Origin of the sequence: Enterovibrio nigricans DSM 22720, assembly GCF_900167155.1 — a bacterium.
Taxonomy (GTDB): domain Bacteria; phylum Pseudomonadota; class Gammaproteobacteria; order Enterobacterales; family Vibrionaceae; genus Enterovibrio; species Enterovibrio nigricans.
The window spans coordinates 1-17,307 of sequence record NZ_FUXU01000042.1; the positions used below are offsets into that span (position 1 = coordinate 1).

General features: G+C 48.0%; 15 protein-coding genes and 3 tRNA genes. 14 read left to right on the plus strand and 4 right to left on the minus strand.

Features of this window, described 5'->3' with window-relative positions; all coding sequences use genetic code 11:
• Nucleotides 1-63: 63 nt before the first annotated feature.
• The 4 genes from B5D35_RS14380 to B5D35_RS25230 are packed head-to-tail and all read left to right on the plus strand — an operon-like array spanning nt 64 to nt 1,222.
• The gene (locus B5D35_RS14380) at nt 64-498 is read left to right on the plus strand and encodes a structural protein P5 (protein WP_212567546.1); all 435 of its coding nucleotides are present in this window, start codon (nt 64-66) and stop codon (nt 496-498) included.
• The gene (locus B5D35_RS14385) at nt 495-911 is read left to right on the plus strand and encodes a hypothetical protein (RefSeq protein ID WP_078753249.1); all 417 of its coding nucleotides are present in this window, start codon (nt 495-497) and stop codon (nt 909-911) included. Before B5D35_RS14380 ends, B5D35_RS14385 begins: the two co-directional genes overlap by 4 nt.
• Nucleotides 912-1,085, plus strand: coding sequence for a hypothetical protein (locus B5D35_RS24330; RefSeq protein ID WP_157828356.1), 174 nt, complete (start codon nt 912-914; stop codon nt 1,083-1,085).
• A 14-nt stretch (nt 1,086-1,099) separates the two neighbouring features.
• Nucleotides 1,100-1,222 (plus strand): hypothetical protein, encoded by a 123-nt coding sequence (locus B5D35_RS25230; protein WP_269808790.1) that lies wholly within the window; start codon nt 1,100-1,102, stop codon nt 1,220-1,222.
• Between the two features lie 299 nt (nt 1,223-1,521).
• Here the strand turns inward: B5D35_RS25230 and B5D35_RS14390 are convergent, their stop codons facing one another.
• From B5D35_RS14390 to B5D35_RS14400, 3 genes are read right to left on the minus strand one after another with little or no spacing between them, the layout of a single operon-like run.
• Nucleotides 1,522-4,605: a multidrug efflux RND transporter permease subunit gene (locus B5D35_RS14390; RefSeq protein ID WP_078753250.1), complete on the minus strand. Its 3,084-nt coding sequence runs from the start codon at nt 4,603-4,605 to the stop codon at nt 1,522-1,524.
• A 9-nt stretch (nt 4,606-4,614) separates the two neighbouring features.
• Entirely contained in the window at nt 4,615-5,718 is a 1,104-nt protein-coding gene (locus B5D35_RS14395) for an efflux RND transporter periplasmic adaptor subunit (protein ID WP_078753251.1), read from the minus strand.
• Nucleotides 5,715-6,302, minus strand: a complete 588-nt coding sequence (locus B5D35_RS14400; RefSeq protein ID WP_078753252.1) for a TetR/AcrR family transcriptional regulator — start codon at nt 6,300-6,302, stop codon at nt 5,715-5,717. Before B5D35_RS14400 ends, B5D35_RS14395 begins: the two co-directional genes overlap by 4 nt.
• Nucleotides 6,303-6,476: 174 nt before the next feature.
• On the opposite strand from B5D35_RS14400, the gene rep reads away from it, so the two are divergent.
• Nucleotides 6,477-8,495: a DNA helicase Rep gene (rep, locus tag B5D35_RS14405; RefSeq protein WP_078753253.1), complete on the plus strand. Its 2,019-nt coding sequence runs from the start codon at nt 6,477-6,479 to the stop codon at nt 8,493-8,495.
• A gap of 52 nt (nt 8,496-8,547) precedes the next feature.
• Here the strand turns inward: rep and B5D35_RS14410 are convergent, their stop codons facing one another.
• Complete coding sequence (locus B5D35_RS14410) at nt 8,548-8,970, minus strand: c-type cytochrome (RefSeq protein WP_078753254.1); 423 nt, start codon at nt 8,968-8,970, stop codon at nt 8,548-8,550.
• Nucleotides 8,971-9,313: 343 nt separating this feature from the next.
• On the opposite strand from B5D35_RS14410, the gene B5D35_RS14415 reads away from it, so the two are divergent.
• The 9 genes from B5D35_RS14415 to B5D35_RS14455 all read left to right on the plus strand — a co-directional run bounded on the left by B5D35_RS14415 (nt 9,314) and on the right by B5D35_RS14455 (nt 17,130).
• Nucleotides 9,314-9,390, plus strand: a tRNA-Arg gene (locus tag B5D35_RS14415).
• 33 nt (nt 9,391-9,423) lie between these two features.
• Nucleotides 9,424-9,499 (plus strand) — tRNA-His (locus tag B5D35_RS14420).
• Nucleotides 9,500-9,501: 2 nt separating this feature from the next.
• Nucleotides 9,502-9,578 (plus strand) — tRNA-Pro (locus B5D35_RS14425).
• A 935-nt stretch (nt 9,579-10,513) separates the two neighbouring features.
• Nucleotides 10,514-12,106: an ABC transporter substrate-binding protein gene (locus tag B5D35_RS14430; RefSeq protein ID WP_078753255.1), complete on the plus strand. Its 1,593-nt coding sequence runs from the start codon at nt 10,514-10,516 to the stop codon at nt 12,104-12,106.
• An 80-nt stretch (nt 12,107-12,186) separates the two neighbouring features.
• A complete protein-coding gene (locus tag B5D35_RS14435; protein ID WP_078753256.1) occupies nt 12,187-13,200 on the plus strand; it encodes an ABC transporter permease subunit in 1,014 nt (337 codons plus the stop codon).
• An 11-nt stretch (nt 13,201-13,211) separates the two neighbouring features.
• A complete protein-coding gene (gene dppC, locus B5D35_RS14440; protein ID WP_078753257.1) occupies nt 13,212-14,117 on the plus strand; it encodes a dipeptide ABC transporter permease DppC in 906 nt (301 codons plus the stop codon).
• A 9-nt stretch (nt 14,118-14,126) separates the two neighbouring features.
• Nucleotides 14,127-15,107, plus strand: a complete 981-nt coding sequence (gene dppD, locus B5D35_RS14445; protein ID WP_078753258.1) for a dipeptide ABC transporter ATP-binding protein — start codon at nt 14,127-14,129, stop codon at nt 15,105-15,107.
• On the plus strand, nt 15,104-16,090 hold the full coding sequence (locus tag B5D35_RS14450; protein ID WP_078753259.1) for a peptide ABC transporter ATP-binding protein: 987 nt from the start codon (nt 15,104-15,106) through the stop codon (nt 16,088-16,090). Before dppD ends, B5D35_RS14450 begins: the two co-directional genes overlap by 4 nt.
• Before the next feature lie 119 nt (nt 16,091-16,209).
• The gene (locus B5D35_RS14455; protein WP_078753260.1) at nt 16,210-17,130 is read left to right on the plus strand and encodes a hypothetical protein; all 921 of its coding nucleotides are present in this window, start codon (nt 16,210-16,212) and stop codon (nt 17,128-17,130) included.
• Nucleotides 17,131-17,307: the final 177 nt, after the last annotated feature.

Sequence of the window (17,307 nt, forward strand, 5' to 3'; positions counted from 1 at the left end):
GACTGAGCAACCTTGATGCGTATCGGGTTCGCTCTGCTCATTATCCTTTTTCTCGTGAGGTTTATGATGACCAAAAGTAACGTGTTTACCCCACGTGGGTTTAGAAACAACAACCCACTTAACATTGACTACCACCCTGCCAATCAATGGGACGGGCAGACAGGCTTAGAAACCAGCGGCAACCCGCCCCGCTTTGCGACCTTTTCCTCCATGGAATATGGCGTAAGGGCAGGTACGAAACTGGTGCAAACCTACATGCGCCGTTACGGCCTGAAAACCGTGCACGGCATCATCAACCGCTGGGCACCGGATAGTGAAAACAATACCTATGCCTATGTTGAGCATGTGGCGCATGAGCTGGGTGTCAGCCCTTATGAGCCACTCCGAGAGGCAGACATTCCAACACTGCTTTATCACATGATTAAACATGAGAACGGGCGTTACCTTGACATGGCGATTGTTCGCCAAGGTGCGGCCATGGCGGGGATAGCAGCATGATAGGACTCATTACCAGCGTGCTTGGCATGGTTGGCGGTTATGTCAAAGACCGCCAAACCATCAGGGCGCGGCAACAGGAGCGGCAAGACAAACTGGAAGAGGCCATCACCACAGCACAAACCCAGCGCATTGCACAAGGGGATACTAACGCGGCAGAGCTTGACCGCCTGAGCATCACCCAGCGGGGTTGGAAAGACGAGTACTTACTCATACTGACCACCTTGCCAATCATGTTGGCCTTTGTGCCCAGTCTTGCCCCGTACGTGGGCGCAGGATTTAAGGCACTGGCGGACAATGTACCCGAATACTACTGGTATGCGCTGGCCATGATTTATATCGATACTTTTGGCTTTAGGCGCATGCTACGTGTGGCCATTGAGCATTGGTTGGCAAGCAAAACAAAAGGAGTGTAAATGGCTGAACTGATACAAGAAATGGTGAACTACGGTATTAGCCCGACGTTCTTGGCGATTGCCTTGTTCTTATGGCGCATAGAAAAACGCATCACCATCATAGAAACACGCGTTGAAACCTTGTTTGACCGAGTTCGACGCAAAATCTCTCCCCATTACGATGACAATGATTAGCAAGGAGTAACACCATGGCAAAGACAGGATTAAAAGCGAACGGAAAGCTCAAGAAAGGCTACAAGTTCAAGAAAGGCGGCGGCACGGTGAGAGTCTCAACGACCAAGAAGAAAAAGACACCGCGTAAACGTAAATAAAAAATGCCAGCCTGCTACAGGCAAGAGCGGGCTGGCTAATTTAGGGAGATAGTTAACGCCTTTATTATTATTGTCTCATTATGTCGATATTAAATTTAGTGCATAAATGAGTTTTTTACAAATGAATGTTATTGGCTGTATAGATTAGATAAAAAGGCCGCTCAATTTGAGCGGCTTTTTCATGTTTTAAGTGGTCACGTGGTCGATATGTGGAAGTGTCGGTTTATTTATCTAAAAAATACAATGAGTTATGCCTTATTGTAAAACCTCGAAAGAGGCCTTTTGGTCGAGACGTAGGATCAGTGGGCCGGTTTATCCAAAGCCGCAATCTCTTGGTCTTCTTCAAATTCCGGTAGCGGTTCATGTTTGCTGGCCAGATAGGTGTAAATGACTGGCAGTACAAACAACGTGAACAAAGTACCGATTGCCAAGCCCGCAACGATAACAATACCGATACTGAATCGCTGAGCCGCACCCGCACCAGTGGCGTACATCAATGGGATAAGACCTGCGATCATTGCTGCTGTTGTCATCAGGATAGGACGTAAACGCACCTTTGCTGCTTCCGTGACGGCCTCCATCTTAGACATGCCGCGTAGGAGTTGTTCTTCCTTCGCCACTTCACAGATAAGGATACCGTGCTTGGTGATCAAACCAATCAAGGTGATCAGACCGACTTGAGAGTAAATGTTCATCGTTGCTGCACCGGAAGCCAACGCAATCAAGGCACCACAAATAGCCAGAGGAACCGAAACCAAAATCACGAGTGGGTCACGCAGAGATTCGAACTGGATAGCCAGAACAAGGAAGATTACCGCCAGTGCCAACATGAAAGTACCGACCAGAGCACTACCTTCCGTCACGAATTGACGCGACTCACCCAAGTAGTCATGTTGGTAGCCCGTTGGGAGCTTCTCTTTGGCGACATTTTCAAACCAAGCAATGGCATCGCTCATTGGCATGCCTGCTGCTGCAACGCTGATAGTGGCTGAATTTAGCTGGTTGAGGTGTGGCAGTGCTCGAGGCTCAGCAATAACATCAATTGTTACCAGAGAACCCAGAGGAATGGCATCCCCATTAGCAGCACGCACGTAGTAGCCCTCAATTGATTCAGGGTTCATACGGTATTTACGTTCTACCTGTGGGATCACTTCATATGAGCGGCCATCAAGATCGATACGGTTTACGTAACCATCTGCCATCATGGTACCCAAGGTGATACCGATGTCCTGCATGGTCACACCGTATGCGCCAGCTTTGTCCTTATCGATGTTGATTTTCATCGTGGCTGAGTCGAAGTTTAAATCCATGTCTGAATAAACAAACTGAGGATTGCTCTTCACTTCTGCCAGCACATCGGAGGCAACTTGGAACAGACTTTCGAAGTTGTTTGGCGTGGTGATCACGAACTGAATTGGCAAACCTGATGAAGCTCCTGGAAGCTCTGGCATTTGGAACGTTGTTACTGCCATGCCAGGAATGTCTTTCACTTCTTCTGCCATGCGGGCAACAACGTCAGCCTGACTCGCTTCACGCTCACTCCATGGAACCAGCGATGCAATACCAAATGCTTGATTAGACTTTGGTACACCCGAGAAGATTTGTGAAAAAGCCACTTCTGGCTGTTCGCCAAGCTTTTTGTTCACCTCATCCATGGTGTTTTCGATGTAATCGAGGTTGGCTGTCGAAGGTGCCGTACCCATCATCACCAGCACACCTTTATCTTCTGCCGGTGCCAGTTCACTCGGGATGAGCTTGAACAGCATTGGTAGGCTAAGGAATATAATGACCGCGAAGGTAATAACCACTGGGCGCATACTCATGATAGTACCCAGCATCTTGGCGTAACGCTCAGTCATTCCATCAAGGAAGTGGTGAACTTTTGATTCGAACTTGCTTGGTTTCTCATTGGCTTTAAGCATCTTCGAACACATCATTGGAGACAGTGTCAGTGCAATAATACCTGAGACGAACACGGCACCTGCCAGTGTTAATGCAAATTCTTTAAACAAGGAACCTGTAATCCCCCCCATCAATGCGATTGGGGCATATACCGCGGCCAGTGTCAGCGTCATTGAAATAACCGGCACAGCAATTTCGCGAGTACCGATAATTGCAGCACGGAAAGGTGGCTCCCCAAGTTTTATATGACGGTCAACGTTCTCCAAAACAACAATTGCGTCATCGACCACAAGACCGATGGCCAGTACCATTGCTAATAGTGTCATCAGGTTCAGCGAGAAGCCAAACAACTCCATCATCATGGCTACGCCGATCAACGATAGTGGGATGGTGATGATTGGAATCAATACTGCGCGGAATGAACCCAAGAACAGTGTGATAACAACAAGTACGATCAACGCGGCTTCAATGATGGTTTTCACAACTTCATGGATGGATTCATTGATAGCTACCGTGGAGTCATACATCACCTTCATGGTGATGTTTTCCGGCATATTGCTTTCTAGCTCAGGCAATTTCTCCAGAATGTCGGCTGCAATATTAATGGGGTTGGCCGTCGGAGCCGCATTTATTGCTGCCACAACTGCTTCAGAGCCGTTTGCGGTGGCACGGTATACGTCGTGGCTTTTTTCAAGCGACACAGAGGCAATATCACCCAAGCGAATCACCTGACCCTCTTGCGTAGCTACAACCAGGCGTTTCAGCTCATCGGTATCTGAAACCTGTGTGTCTGCTGCACCGTTGTAAACCATGTAAGTGCCAACGGCTTGACCCGTCGCTGATTGGAAGTTGTTGGCATTCAACACACCCATGACGTCTGTTGCTGTCAGGTTAAACGCCGCCATTTTTGCTGGGTCCAGCCATACACGAAGTGCGTATTTCAAGCCACCGTACAAGTCGATGCTGGCAACGCCATTTACGGTAAATAGCTGAGGTTTAGTCACACGTTCCAAGTAGTCAGTGATCTGGCTTGAATCCAGGTCTTTTGACGTAAAACCAATGTACATGACAGCGGTTGTTGAACCTGTCGACATAGACACAGACGGATCTTCTGATTCACTCGGCAACTGTGCACGCACCGAGTTCACCTTGGCAAGAATATCTGCCAGGGCCGCATTCGGGTCGGTGTTGAGCTTCATGTAAGCCGTAATGGTAGATCTACCCAATACGGACTCGGAGGTCATGAAATCAATGTTGTCCGCTTGCGCCACAGCTTGCTCTAGAGGCGTGGTAATAAACCCCTGAATAAGGTCGGCACTCGCTCCGTAGTAACCCGTACTGATGGTGACTACAGTATTGGTCATGTCTGGGTATTCGCGCACCTGCATTTTAAACATCGATTGCAGGCCAAGCAGGGCGATCAGAAAACTGATGGATATCGCCAATACTGGTCGCTTTATAAATATATCGGTAAATTTCATTGCAACCCCTTACAGCTGTGGCAGTTCGGCTGGTGGGTTTAGTGCATCGCTCTCGACCATTCGCACTTTCGATTTGTTACTCAGACGTACTTGACCTGATGTAACGACACGGTCGCCTGCGTTCAGGCCTTCCACAACGTGTGCGATGTGACTTTTACGCTCTGCTACCGACACAACCTGCTGCTTCGCTCGGGTTTCACCTTCTTCGTCTTCATACAGCACGAACACATTATCGCCATACAAGGCAAAATTGATGGCTGTTTGGTCGACTACGATTTGGTCTTCGATGGTCGGCAGAATGATGTTTGCGCGGGCAAACATCCCAGAGCGAAGCTGACCGTGATTGTTTGGAATATCTGCTTGAACTTGAATCAAACCACTTTGGAAGTTAACTGCCGGCTCAATAGCACTGATTTTTCCCGAGAAGGGCGTGTTAGGGTAAGCATCGACAGAAATGTCGACTTGCTGGCCAAGTTTGATTTTAGCTATGTCTGTCTGAGGAACTGTAAAACGAAGACGCATGACGGACGTGTCCTCCAAGCGAACAATTTCATTGCCAGGTTGCAAGTATTCACCAAGGAAAACATTTCGAAGACCGACAATGCCGTCAAACGGGGCATCAATGGTGCGGCGCTCTATCGACGCTTTTAAGCTTTCCACATCCGCTTGCAGAGAGCGGAAGTTTGCTTCAGCTTCATCCAACGCTTCTTTAGAGATAGAACCTTGACGGAAAAGCCCTTGATAGCGCTTAAACTTGGCTTCGGCCGCGGGTAGGCGAGCCTGTGTACTTTTTAGATTTGCGACTTCCACTTTGGAGTCGAGTGTAAGGAGCACATCACCATTGCGAACAGTTTGCCCTGATTCGAAATTAATATTGTCTATGATGCCGCTCACTTGCGTTGTCAGCGTTACACCCTGATTTGGTTCAATAAACCCAATCGCTTCAATCGTGGGTACCCATTGAGTGGTTTCTAAGGTGGTGACTGTCACCGGAAATTCCGGCTCTGGCATATTCTTGAACTGTTCAAATTTTGCCATGTTCTCATTTAATTTATAGAGAACAGGTGCTGCCATTGCGGCAACAATGGCGAGCATGATTACCCATTTCTTCATTTAGATAACTCCAATTCTGTATGAAGGCTGATAGCGTCCCAGCAAGCGTTAATAACCGCTTCTAAAGCAGAAGCGTCAAGGTTTATAACCCCTCGAACCTGTTTGCGAGCTAAACAGATGGCAGGTTCAATGCCGATGCTGGATAGCACATCAGTGCCCAAAGGTTTAAATATTCCGTTCGCAATGCCGTGTTGAAAAAAGTGATGGATAGGGGAGAAGGCTTCGCGTTCGGTCATTTTTTGTTCGTGTGTGTTCTCATAAGGCAAACTGTCGAACTGTTCGCGGTTGATGGCGTTGTCATCTCGGCTGATGGTCAACTCCCATGCATTGCGCCAAAACGTATTAAATTGTTCTCTCAGTGGTTGGTCTTCTGAATATCCGGCCATCATTTTTATTGCGCAATGACCAACGACATGTGTACGCAACTGAGCCAGTAAGTCATTTTTATCCGAGAAGTAGCGATAAATGGTGCCAGCAGCAACACCTGCTTCTTTTGCGACCATCTGCATCGACAGACGATCAAAGCCATGTTTTGCTAACAGCCTTTCGGTTGCTTCCAGTATTTGTGTTTTCTTATCGGACATAAAATGCGCCAAGTGAATGAACGTTCATTCATTGTATTAATTTTGATACACACATCAAGACAAAACTGTAAAAGATTTGTTCATTTTTTTTGAGTGAGGAGGTGAAGCGCCTTTCTAAGTTGTTTGGGTATACAATACGAGGGCAAATTGCTGTGATAAGAGAATGAGGACACAATGAAACTGAACCCTGCCCAAAATGATGCGGTGCATCATGTATCGGGTCCTTGCTTGGTCTTAGCCGGTGCCGGATCGGGTAAAACGCGGGTAATTACCAATAAAATCGCGTATTTGGTTCAGAAGTGCGATTACAAAGCTCGGCATATTGCGGCGGTGACCTTTACCAATAAAGCCGCGCGTGAAATGAAAGAAAGGGTGAGTCAAACCTTAAGTCGACAAGAAGCGCGTGGTTTGATGGTGTCAACATTCCATACGCTCGGCCTGAATATCATTCGCCGAGAATACAAAAGCTTAGGCTTGAAAGCAGGGTTCTCGCTGTTTGATGATCAAGACCAGATGGCGTTGCTAAAGGAACTTACCGAGGAAGAGCTAGACGGCGACAAAGATTTGCTCAAGCAGTTGTTGCATACCATCTCCAACTGGAAAAATGACATGCTGACACCGCAGCAGGCACAATCAGTGGCGATGGGGGAGCGTGATCAGTTGTTTGCACATTGCTACACCATGTATCAAAAGCAAATGAAGGCCTATAACGCGCTGGACTTTGATGATTTGATCCTGATGCCCGTGATTTTGCTTAAGACCAATCAAGAAGTCCGTGAGCGTTGGCAAAGCAAAATTCGCTATTTGCTGGTTGATGAATACCAAGACACCAACACCAGCCAATATCAGTTGGTGAAACTGCTGGTGGGTGAGCGTGCGCGTTTTACCGTCGTAGGCGATGATGACCAGTCTATCTATAGCTGGCGTGGCGCACAGCCGAAGAACTTGTTGATGTTGAGTCAGGATTTTCCAAGTCTCAAAGTGATCAAACTAGAACAAAATTACCGCTCAACCAGCCGCATTTTGCGTTCAGCCAATATTCTGATTGCCAATAACCCCCACGTATTTGAGAAAACCTTGTTCTCTGCGTTGCCCGATGGCGAAATGCTAAAAGTGCTCAAAGCGAACAATGAAGATCATGAAGCTGAACGGGTAGTCGGTGAAATCATTGCCCATCGCTACATGCATCGCTCGGACTACAAAGATTACGCGATTTTGTATCGTGGTAATCATCAGTCTCGTTTGTTCGAAAAAGCGCTGATGCAAAACCGCATCCCGTATAAGATCTCCGGGGGAACGTCTTTCTTTGCGCGTGCGGAAATCAAAGACATCATGGCGTACTTACGCTTACTGACAAACCAAGATGATGACAATGCCTTCTTGCGCATTGTAAACACGCCTCGTCGAGAAATTGGCCCAGTGACACTGGAGAAGCTCGGCACCTACGCCAACATGCGTGGCAAGAGTTTGTTTGCGGCAAGCTTTGAAATGGGCTTACAGCAGCATCTTTCGGGGCGAGGGTTGGAATCACTTCAGCGGTTCACACGTTGGGTCGTCGAGTTGTCCGATCAATTTGAGCGTGGTGATGCGGTGGATGCAGTGCGTTCACTGGTGCGCGACTCGCATTATGAAGATTGGCTGTATGAGACCGCATCAAGCCCGAAAGCAGCGGAAATGCAGATGAAAAATGTCTCCGATCTTTATAGCTGGATTGTGGCTGATCTTGAGGGGGACAACTACGACAATGAACCGAAAACGTTGCGAGAAGTGGTTCAGCGTTTGACGCTACGTGACATGATGGAGCGGGGCGAAGATAACGATGATGCAGATCAGGTGCAGCTCATGACGTTACACGCCTCTAAAGGCCTAGAGTTTCCATACGTATTCTTAATTGGCATGGAAGAAGGCTTATTACCGCATCAATCCAGTATTGATGAAGACAATGTTGAAGAAGAACGTCGACTGGCGTATGTGGGCATCACCCGTGCGCAGCGAGAGATGACTTTTACCCTTTGTAAAGAACGTCGACAATATGGCGAGCTCATTAAGCCGTTGCCAAGCCGTTTTCTTGAAGAACTGCCCTACGATGATGTGGAGTGGGAAGAGAAGAAAAAACCGCAAACACAAGAAGAGCGAATGGCAAAAGGTACCGCAGCTATCGCCAATCTTCGGGCAATGTTGAAGAAAGATTAAGTAAAAACGAAAAAGCGACCGTATGAGGTCGCTTTTTTTGTTGTCTCGGTATTTATTGGGCAATCATATAATCGACGGTTGCAATAATTTCGTCATCCGAGCAATCCATACAGGTGCCTTTCGCTGGCATGCCGTTGAATCCATTAATGGCGTGGTCGTTAAGAATGTCACGACCTTGAGCAATACGCGGTTCCCAAGCGGCAGCATCACCCACTTTTGGTGCACCCGCCACGCCAGTGGAGTGGCAAGCCATACAGAAGGTGTTATAGATGGTTTCACCTGTTCTCGGGCCGGAAGGTGCTGCTGCCGTTTCTAAAACGGGTGCTTCACCGTCCAAATAAACAGAACCAACCGGGGCGATACGTTCAGCAATGGCTTCTTCAGACATATCGGCAGCCTGAGCTGCACCAATCAAAGACAGAGCTGTGACGGCTGACACGGCTAGACGACGTAAAAAAATTCCCTTTGCGCTCACGTTTGCACTCCCAATATCATTTATCGTACCGACGAATCGGACGTTTTTTTATGTGGTTAGCTCTTTTTATCACAATTTAATTCGTGGGGTCGGCGAATTGAACTGACCTTTTTCGTAATTGTGATGGAGTAAACGACGAAGCATGTCACAAATTACGTTAACTCCGTGTAAACATTAAGTGATTATAGCGCTTTAGATTGTTGCAGGGAACCGTTATGATAATACCTGTCCGCACTGTTTTTGGTCTGATCGTTTAAAATTAAACCGTTCGGAAAAAAAATCAAAAAAAGTGCTAGACGGCAGAGGGCGATCTCCGTAATATTCGACTCCGCCGACAGGGCAAGCGCCCGTAGCTCAGCTGGATAGAGCGTTGGCCTCCGGAGCCAAAGGTCGCAGGTTCGAATCCTGTCGGGTGCGCCAATCCGGAAATGAAATTGGCGAAAAAATAATGTGGTGGCTGTAGCTCAGTTGGTAGAGTCCTGGATTGTGATTCCAGTTGTCGCGGGTTCAAGTCCCGTCAGCCACCCCACTCGGTGAATAGCGCAGCTTGGTAGCGCATCTGGTTTGGGACCAGAGGGTCGGGGGTTCGAATCCCTCTTCACCGACCACATTCAGAAAACCCGCTCAGTAGAGCGGGCTTTCGTCGTTTCAGGTCTACAAAATTGTCAGCGGTCATGCCTTCACCATGATGGGCTGGGTGCGGAAAGCTGCTAGACCATCCTTCTGGTTGCTCCGCGACTTTCTCTCTCTATTGTGGACAGCGTATTGATTCGTGCTCATTTAGCTTGATGTCGGCGTTATTCATTCGTCAATACAAGTGATTCGCTACCCTCTATCTAGCTTCCCAAAATTTGCAGCGAATAAATAGAATAAACAATCGAGGTACTGGCTTGCTGTAACTGACAGAGTCACGACGAGTGTTCTATTTTTGACAGCTTCAACGGTGCATTATCGGAAAATTATCGTTTCTTTGAAGTGAGTCATGCTGTCAGTACGTCATTTATGGGGTTTTAATGCATTAGTTCTGCACTATTTATGCACCGACCTTTTTGACTGGTGTCGAGTAATCTTCGATAGTATTTCGGTTTCCCGGCTTAAGATGCTACAAAATGCATAACACTTTATATCATTGATTAACATTTGATTATTTTGTTCTGTTTCCCTTCTTATTCTTCTATTTATAAATCTGCACTCAACGTGTTTATATTCAAGTCCTTAGGGTTTTCTATATGAAAACATAACCTTACTTCCTCCTGGAAGGGCGACCCACTGTCCGTGGAAAACACATTGGAACTGACTAGTTATGCGACTTGACAGTCTAAGTATGGAACTTTGTGCTGCTTTGTTGATTTTTTGTGAAATCTTTGACAGATTCTCTTATCAATAAATTGCGATGATTTGCGCAATTTCTTACTGGCCGCTACGCAGTATCAACTTTCCAATTTGGCGTGTTTGATTGCATGGGATGCAAATACTGGCATCCGCTCCAGAATGGTCGTTGGGCTGGTGGCCATTTATCGTTCAAACCATATGGAGTCAAACGATGAAAACAGGAATGTTGAAGCTGAGTGCAGCTTTAATTGTATCAGCTATAGCTGCTGGCGTTCAAGCGAAAACACTTGTTTATTGCTCTGAAGGCTCTCCAGAAGGATTCAACCCATCACTCTACACCTCTGGTACGACGTTCGATGCAAGTTCTCGCCAAATATTTAACCGATTGGTTCAGTTCGAACGTGGTACGACCAAAATCGTACCAGGGTTAGCCGAATCTTGGTCTGTATCTGACGACGGCTTGACCTATACGTTCAAGCTGCGCGAAGGTGTGAAGTTTCACAAAACGAAAGACTTCAATCCTTCTAGAGACTTTAATGCGGATGACGTGATTTTCTCGTTTATGCGTCAAAAAGACGAAGGTCATCCTTATCACAAAGTATCAGGCGGTTCATACGAATACTTCAATGCGATGGAAATGGGCGATCTTATCGACTCTATTGAGAAGGTTGATGACTACACCGTAAAATTTAACCTTACGCGCCCTGAAGCCCCCTTCATCGCCAACTTGGCAATGGACTTTGCATCCATCATGTCGGCAGAGCAAGCAGACTTAATGCTCAAAGCGGGCACCCCGCAAAAACTGGATTTTGAACCGGTGGGAACAGGCCCATTTGTTCTAGCAGGCTACAAAAAAGATTCAACAATTCGCTACAAAGCACACCCAGAGTATTTCGAAGGCAAGGCGCCCATTGATCGCTTAGTGTTCTCCATTACACCGGATGCGTCTGTTCGCTATGCCAAGTTGCAAAAAGGCGAGTGCCACGTGATGCCTTATCCAAATCCGGCTGACCTTAAACGTATGCGCTCGGATGAGGCGGTAAACCTGATGAACCAAGAAGGCCTGAATGTCGGTTACCTTGGTTTTAACACTCAGAAAAAACCGTTTGATGACGTGCGTGTTCGCCAAGCGTTGAACATGGCCGTGAACAAAGGTGCCATCATTGATGCGGTATTCCAAGGTGCGGGTAAAGAAGCGAAAAACCCCATTCCTCCGACGATTTGGTCATACAACGATGCGGTTGTTGATTACAGCTATGATCTGGAAAAAGCCAAAGCCTTACTAAAAGAGGCGGGTTTGGAAGATGGCTTTGAAACCAACATTTGGGCGATGCCAGTTCAACGTCCTTATAACCCGAATGCGCGCCGTATGGCAGAAGTGATCCAGGCGGATTGGGCCAAAGTCGGTGTGAAAGCGGAAATTGTTACCTACGAATGGGGTGAGTACCTCAAACGTTCGAAAACTGGCGAGCACGATACAGTCTTGCTGGGCTGGACAGGGGACAATGGGGATCCAGATAACTTCTTGGCGGTCCTACTTGGCTGCTCAGGTGTTGGCGGCTCTAACCGAGCGCAATGGTGTTACCAGCCATTCGAAGATCTGATCCAAAAAGCGAAGAAAACCGCGGACGTTGAAGAGCGTACCAAGTTGTATGAACAAGCGCAGGTTGTTTTCAAAGAACAAGCACCTTGGGTAACCATTGCACACTCTGTTGTTTTTGAGCCTGTACGTAAAGAAATGAAAGACTACAAGATTGACCCATTTGGCGGTCACATCTTCTATGGCGTAGACATCCAAGAATAACCACGCCATTCAAAAGAATACCGCGGTCGCAGGACGTGACCGCGGTTTTTGCGTCACCACGCATTTGAGCGAGTCGATTTATGTTGCAGTTTATTCTCAAGCGATTGGGGTTGGTGATCCCGACGTTTATCGGCATTACCTTGCTGACCTTTTCCCTTATCAGGATGATCCCGGGAGACCCGATTGAAGTCATGGCGGGCGAGCGTGGTGTTTCACCCGAACGTCATGCACAGCTAATGGCGGAATTGGGCCTTGATAAGCCAATGATTGAGCAGTACTTCATCTACATTGGTAATGTTCTTCATGGAGACTTAGGCACTTCACTCATCACCAAAGAACCCGTCATGAAAGAGTTCATGACGTTGTTTCCCGCTACCATGGAGCTTGCGCTCTGTGCGGCACTGTTTGCCATTGCTGTCGGACTTCCTGCTGGGGTGATAGCCGCAGTTAACCGCGGCACGTTCGTTGATCACTCCGTGATGGCCGTTTCATTGACGGGCTACTCAATGCCGATATTCTGGTGGGCATTGCTACTTATCCTTTTCTTCTCTATTGGGCTCGATCTGACGCCTGTGTCTGGGCGAATGGACGATGCCACGTATTGGGTAGATGAAGTGACGGGCTTTATGTTGATAGACAGTTGGCTGTCTGACGAGAAAGGGGCCTTTGGTGCAGCCGTTCATCATTTGATCTTACCTGCGATTGCACTGGGTACTATTCCCTTAGCCGTGATTGCGCGGATGACGCGTTCTTCCATGCTTGAAGTGCTGGGAGAGGACTACATTCGTACGGCGCGCGCAAAAGGTCTCATGCCTTGGCGTGTCGTGCTTATCCACGGTTTACGGAATGCCCTGATCCCCGTTATTACGGTCATTGGCTTGCAGGTGGGGATTTTGCTTTCCGGTGCGATTTTGACAGAGACAATCTTCGCTTGGCCGGGCATAGGGAAATGGCTCATTGAATCCATCGGTCGTCGTGATTATCCCGTCGTTCAGGGTGGAATCTTGCTGGTGGCCACCATCATTATCATTGTTAACCTGATCGTAGATATCCTCTACGGTGTTGTTAATCCGCGTATTCGTCACGGCAAGTAGGAGGGTGAACAATGTCTGAAACTACACAAGCCTCAAACCTGCCTCAGGCACGCGAACCGCTGTCGCCATTTGCTGAGTTCTGGGGATATTTCTCGTCAAACAAAGGTGCGCTGGCTGGTCTGATATATATCGCCTGCGTCATCGTCGTCGCAGTCCTTGCGCCGATAGTTGCACCGCACAACCCTGCAGAGCAGTTTCGTGATGCGTTATTGATGCCTCCTGCATGGATAGAGGGTGGGAGCTGGAGTTACATTCTTGGGACTGATGATGTTGGGCGAGATATTCTGTCTCGCCTGATATACGGTGCCCGATTGTCACTATTGATTGGTTGTCTGGTGGTTGTACTGTCGCTGGTGTTAGGCGTAGCGCTTGGTTTGGTGGCTGGTTACTTCGGTGGCATGGTTGATACTGCCATTATGCGCCTTGTCGATATCATGCTGGCTTTGCCCAGTCTGCTATTAGCCATTGCAATAGTTGCTATCCTCGGTCCTTCTATTTTCAATGCGTCGTTGGCGATCTCTTTTGTTTCGCTGCCTCACTATGTGCGGTTAACGCGTGCGTCAGTGTTAGCTGAAATAAACCGTGATTACGTCACGGCGTCGCGCGTCGCGGGTGCGGGCCATTTTCGCTTGATGTTCTCTGTGCTTTTGCCTAACTGTATGGCCCCGCTGATTGTGCAGGCCACACTTGGCTTCTCTGCTGCGATTTTGGATATGGCGGCGTTGGGCTTTCTTGGCCTAGGTGCACAGCCACCGACTCCCGAATGGGGTGTGATGCTGGCTGATGCTCGACAGTTCATCAATTCAGCGTGGTGGGTTGTGACCTTCCCTGGATTGGCAATTTTGGTAACGGTGCTGGCTTTCAACTTGATGGGTGATGGCCTTCGGGATGCACTCGATCCGAAATTGAAGCAGTAGGAGAGCAAGATGGCGATATTAGAAGTAAATCAGCTTTCCGTGCATTTTGGTGACGAGAGCGCGCCGTTTAAAGCGGTAGACAAAATCAGTTATACCGTTGATGAAGGCGAAATTCTTGGCATTGTAGGGGAGTCAGGATCCGGGAAGTCAGTGAGTTCGCTAGCCATCATGGGGCTTATCGATTACCCCGGACGTGTAAGTGCGGATTCGGTGAACTTTTACGGTTCTAACTTGCTGAAGATGCCAGAAAAAGAGCGTAAAAAGCTGACTGGTGCGGACATATCCATGATTTTCCAAGATCCGATGACCAGCCTGAACCCATGTTTCACGGTCGGCTATCAAATCATGGAAGCATTGGAAGTGCACCAAGGTGGCAGCAAGAAAGCCCGCCGAACACGCGCCGAAGAGCTACTGCGTCTGGTTGGGATCCCTGATCCTGCGTCTCGGCTGAAAGTGTATCCGCATCAACTCTCTGGCGGTATGAGTCAGCGCGTTATGATTGCCATGGCCATTGCCTGCAATCCTTGCTTATTGATAGCAGATGAACCGACAACGGCACTGGATGTGACCATTCAGGCACAAATTATCGACCTGCTGCTTGATCTGCAAAAAGAGCAGAATATGGCGTTGGTGCTGATAACTCATGATTTGGCATTGGTGGCAGAAGCTGCGCACAAAGTCATGGTGATGTATGCAGGACAAGTGGTTGAAACGGGCGCGGCGGCTGAGATTTTTAGTGCGCCTAAGCATCCGTATACACAAGCACTTTTACGCTCACTCCCCGAATCTTCCATGGGTAAGCGTCGCTTGGACTCGCTTGCTGGTGTTGTACCTGGCTTGTTCGACCGTCCTCAAGGCTGCATGCTCAATCCGCGTTGTCCGTATGCGACCCACACCTGCCGGACGGAAGAACCTGTGATTCAAGGACCGTCAGAACGTGCGGTGAAATGCCACTATCCGCTAGACCAGCATGGAGAGCCAACGCGATGAATCAAGAACAAGCACCGCTGCTCCATGCAGTGGATCTGAAAAAATACTATCCGGTGAAGCAAGGGTTGTTTAAACCTGATGCGGAAGTAAAAGCGTTAGATGGCGTGTCGTTCACACTTGAGCGAGGCAAAACCCTAGCGGTGGTGGGAGAGTCGGGTTGCGGCAAGTCGACGTTAGGTCGGTTGCTGACCATGATTGAAGTGCCCACAGGGGGTACGCTGGACTTTAAAGGTCAGGATCTTCTGAAACGTGACCCTGAATCGGATAAGTTGCGTCGTCAAAAAATACAGATTGTGTTTCAAAACCCCTATGGGTCATTGAATCCAAGAAAGAAAATTGGCCAAATTCTTGAAGAGCCGTTAGAAATTAATACCGAGATCAGTCGGGCGGATCGCAAAGCACGTGCAATGGAAATGATGGAAAAAGTCGGGCTGAAGAAAGAGCACTACGACCGGTATCCACACATGTTTTCGGGTGGTCAGCGTCAACGTATCGCGATTGCACGTGGATTGATGTTGAGCCCAGAAGTTGTTGTCGCCGACGAGCCTGTTTCTGCGCTGGATGTGTCCGTGCAGGCGCAGGTACTAAATCTGATGATGGACTTACAAGAAGAACTTGGACTTTCCTATGTGTTTATTTCTCATGATTTATCGGTGGTGGAACATATTGCTGATGAGGTCATGGTGATGTATTTGGGCCGTTGTGTGGAGAAAGGACGAGCAGATGAGATATTTAAGTCCCCTCGACATCCTTACACCCAAGCCTTGTTGTCAGCGACACCAAGGCTTGACCCAGAGCATCGTCTGGAACGCATTAAACTGACAGGAGAATTGCCGAGCCCGCTTAACCCACCCAGAGGCTGTGCATTTCATGCTCGTTGTCGAAATGCGATAGATCGCTGTCATCAAGAGCAGCCTGCCTTGAAAAATTATGAAGCGCGGCAAATTGCTTGCTGGGTTGTCGATGAGGCTCAGGCATCGTAATCAACATACAGGGCAGTGACGGCTGCCCTTTTACTTTTCTATTCGTAGACCGTTGAATTTAGGTCTAAGCTAACTATCTAACAATTCAAAATAAAACACGCCAATTTGGGAGAGGCAACATGGCTTCGAAACCCCTCGCGCTCTTGTGTTTTCTGGTCACATCGCTGATGTTTTCAACTTCCTTGCGAGCCGAGGAAAACGTATGTGTGCCTGAAATACAATCGGGTTGGAAAGTGGTTTCTGATGGTATTTGCCCTATTGGTGACGGCCTATGGGGTAGGGAACCTGCCTCTAGTAAAGGACAATTCTGGGTGCAGTGCGGCTTATTGAAAGGCGTGCCAAAGGATTGGTTTGCAACCGAGCTTCATCAGTCAGTGCTTCAAGACCAGATCGTGTTGCTTAAAGAAGAAGAAGAGTATCGTTGCTTAGCTGGGCCTTACGGACGCTATTCTATCGCGCTGAAAGTGCGAAATGCGATGCGAGAGCAGCCTGCATTGAAAATGGCTTTTATTCGTGAATTGGAAACACCCTTTTCATTAGCGTCCATCGTACCCATCGTGACTGAGCCAATGATGGCGGTTAAGGCAGAGAAAGAAATTGTTGCCGAAGTCGTTGAAACAGTGGCCCATGTTTCGATACCGGTTATAAAGACTGCTCCTGAACCCGTGGTCCTCATTAAAGAGCCAGAACCTGTAAACACGGTAAAAAAAGTGCCTCGCGCCAAACGTAGCCGCACTTACTTTGAGGTGGCAGGTCTTCAAAGTCCAAAGCCTCGATATCAAGATCAACGGTACACTGATGGTGGAAAATCTTGGTGGCGTGCGACGTATGAAGAAGCGAGTGTTGCGTGTGAAAATGATGGGATGAGTTTAGTGTCGATGGAAACCCTACGTTCTTTAGCTAGAGATACAGAAACTCGACGAGATTTTCCAAAACGCCTGCCGTATTGGGTCAAAGAACAAAAGGCTTATGATATTGTCATGATGGTTCCCATGCCGCTTCGGGAAAGTTCATTGATACATGTGTTGTGTGAAGAATAAAATGTATTGAAGAGATGAGCGTGGCGATTTTATGGGAGGAAAAGCTTTAGAATGGTGTGCAGTATGAATATCTGTTGTCTTGTTTTTATTACTGTCAGATAGGCCGTTCAACTATCAGAAGACTGAAAACTCGCCGATTAGTCCACCATCACTGATAATGCAGCCTTTTCCAGACGT

What these genes read in the sequence shown, in the direction of transcription:
- B5D35_RS14455 (WP_078753260.1), top strand. Translation starts at nt 16,210, where the DNA reads ATGGCTTCGAAACCCCTCGCGCTCTTGTGTTTTCTGGTCACATCGCTG.
- B5D35_RS14430 (WP_078753255.1), top strand. Translation starts at nt 10,514, where the DNA reads ATGAAAACAGGAATGTTGAAGCTGAGTGCAGCTTTAATTGTATCAGCT.
- B5D35_RS14435 (WP_078753256.1), top strand. Translation starts at nt 12,187, where the DNA reads ATGTTGCAGTTTATTCTCAAGCGATTGGGGTTGGTGATCCCGACGTTT.
- dppD (WP_078753258.1), top strand. Translation starts at nt 14,127, where the DNA reads ATGGCGATATTAGAAGTAAATCAGCTTTCCGTGCATTTTGGTGACGAG.
- dppC (WP_078753257.1), top strand. Translation starts at nt 13,212, where the DNA reads ATGTCTGAAACTACACAAGCCTCAAACCTGCCTCAGGCACGCGAACCG.
- B5D35_RS14450 (WP_078753259.1), top strand. Translation starts at nt 15,104, where the DNA reads ATGAATCAAGAACAAGCACCGCTGCTCCATGCAGTGGATCTGAAAAAA.
- B5D35_RS14380 (WP_212567546.1), top strand. Translation starts at nt 64, where the DNA reads ATGATGACCAAAAGTAACGTGTTTACCCCACGTGGGTTTAGAAACAAC.
- B5D35_RS25230 (WP_269808790.1), top strand. Translation starts at nt 1,100, where the DNA reads ATGGCAAAGACAGGATTAAAAGCGAACGGAAAGCTCAAGAAAGGCTAC.
- B5D35_RS14395 (WP_078753251.1), bottom strand. Translation starts at nt 5,718, where the DNA reads ATGAAGAAATGGGTAATCATGCTCGCCATTGTTGCCGCAATGGCAGCA.
- B5D35_RS24330 (WP_157828356.1), top strand. Translation starts at nt 912, where the DNA reads ATGGCTGAACTGATACAAGAAATGGTGAACTACGGTATTAGCCCGACG.
- rep (WP_078753253.1), top strand. Translation starts at nt 6,477, where the DNA reads ATGAAACTGAACCCTGCCCAAAATGATGCGGTGCATCATGTATCGGGT.
- B5D35_RS14390 (WP_078753250.1), bottom strand. Translation starts at nt 4,605, where the DNA reads ATGAAATTTACCGATATATTTATAAAGCGACCAGTATTGGCGATATCC.
- B5D35_RS14400 (WP_078753252.1), bottom strand. Translation starts at nt 6,302, where the DNA reads ATGTCCGATAAGAAAACACAAATACTGGAAGCAACCGAAAGGCTGTTA.
- B5D35_RS14385 (WP_078753249.1), top strand. Translation starts at nt 495, where the DNA reads ATGATAGGACTCATTACCAGCGTGCTTGGCATGGTTGGCGGTTATGTC.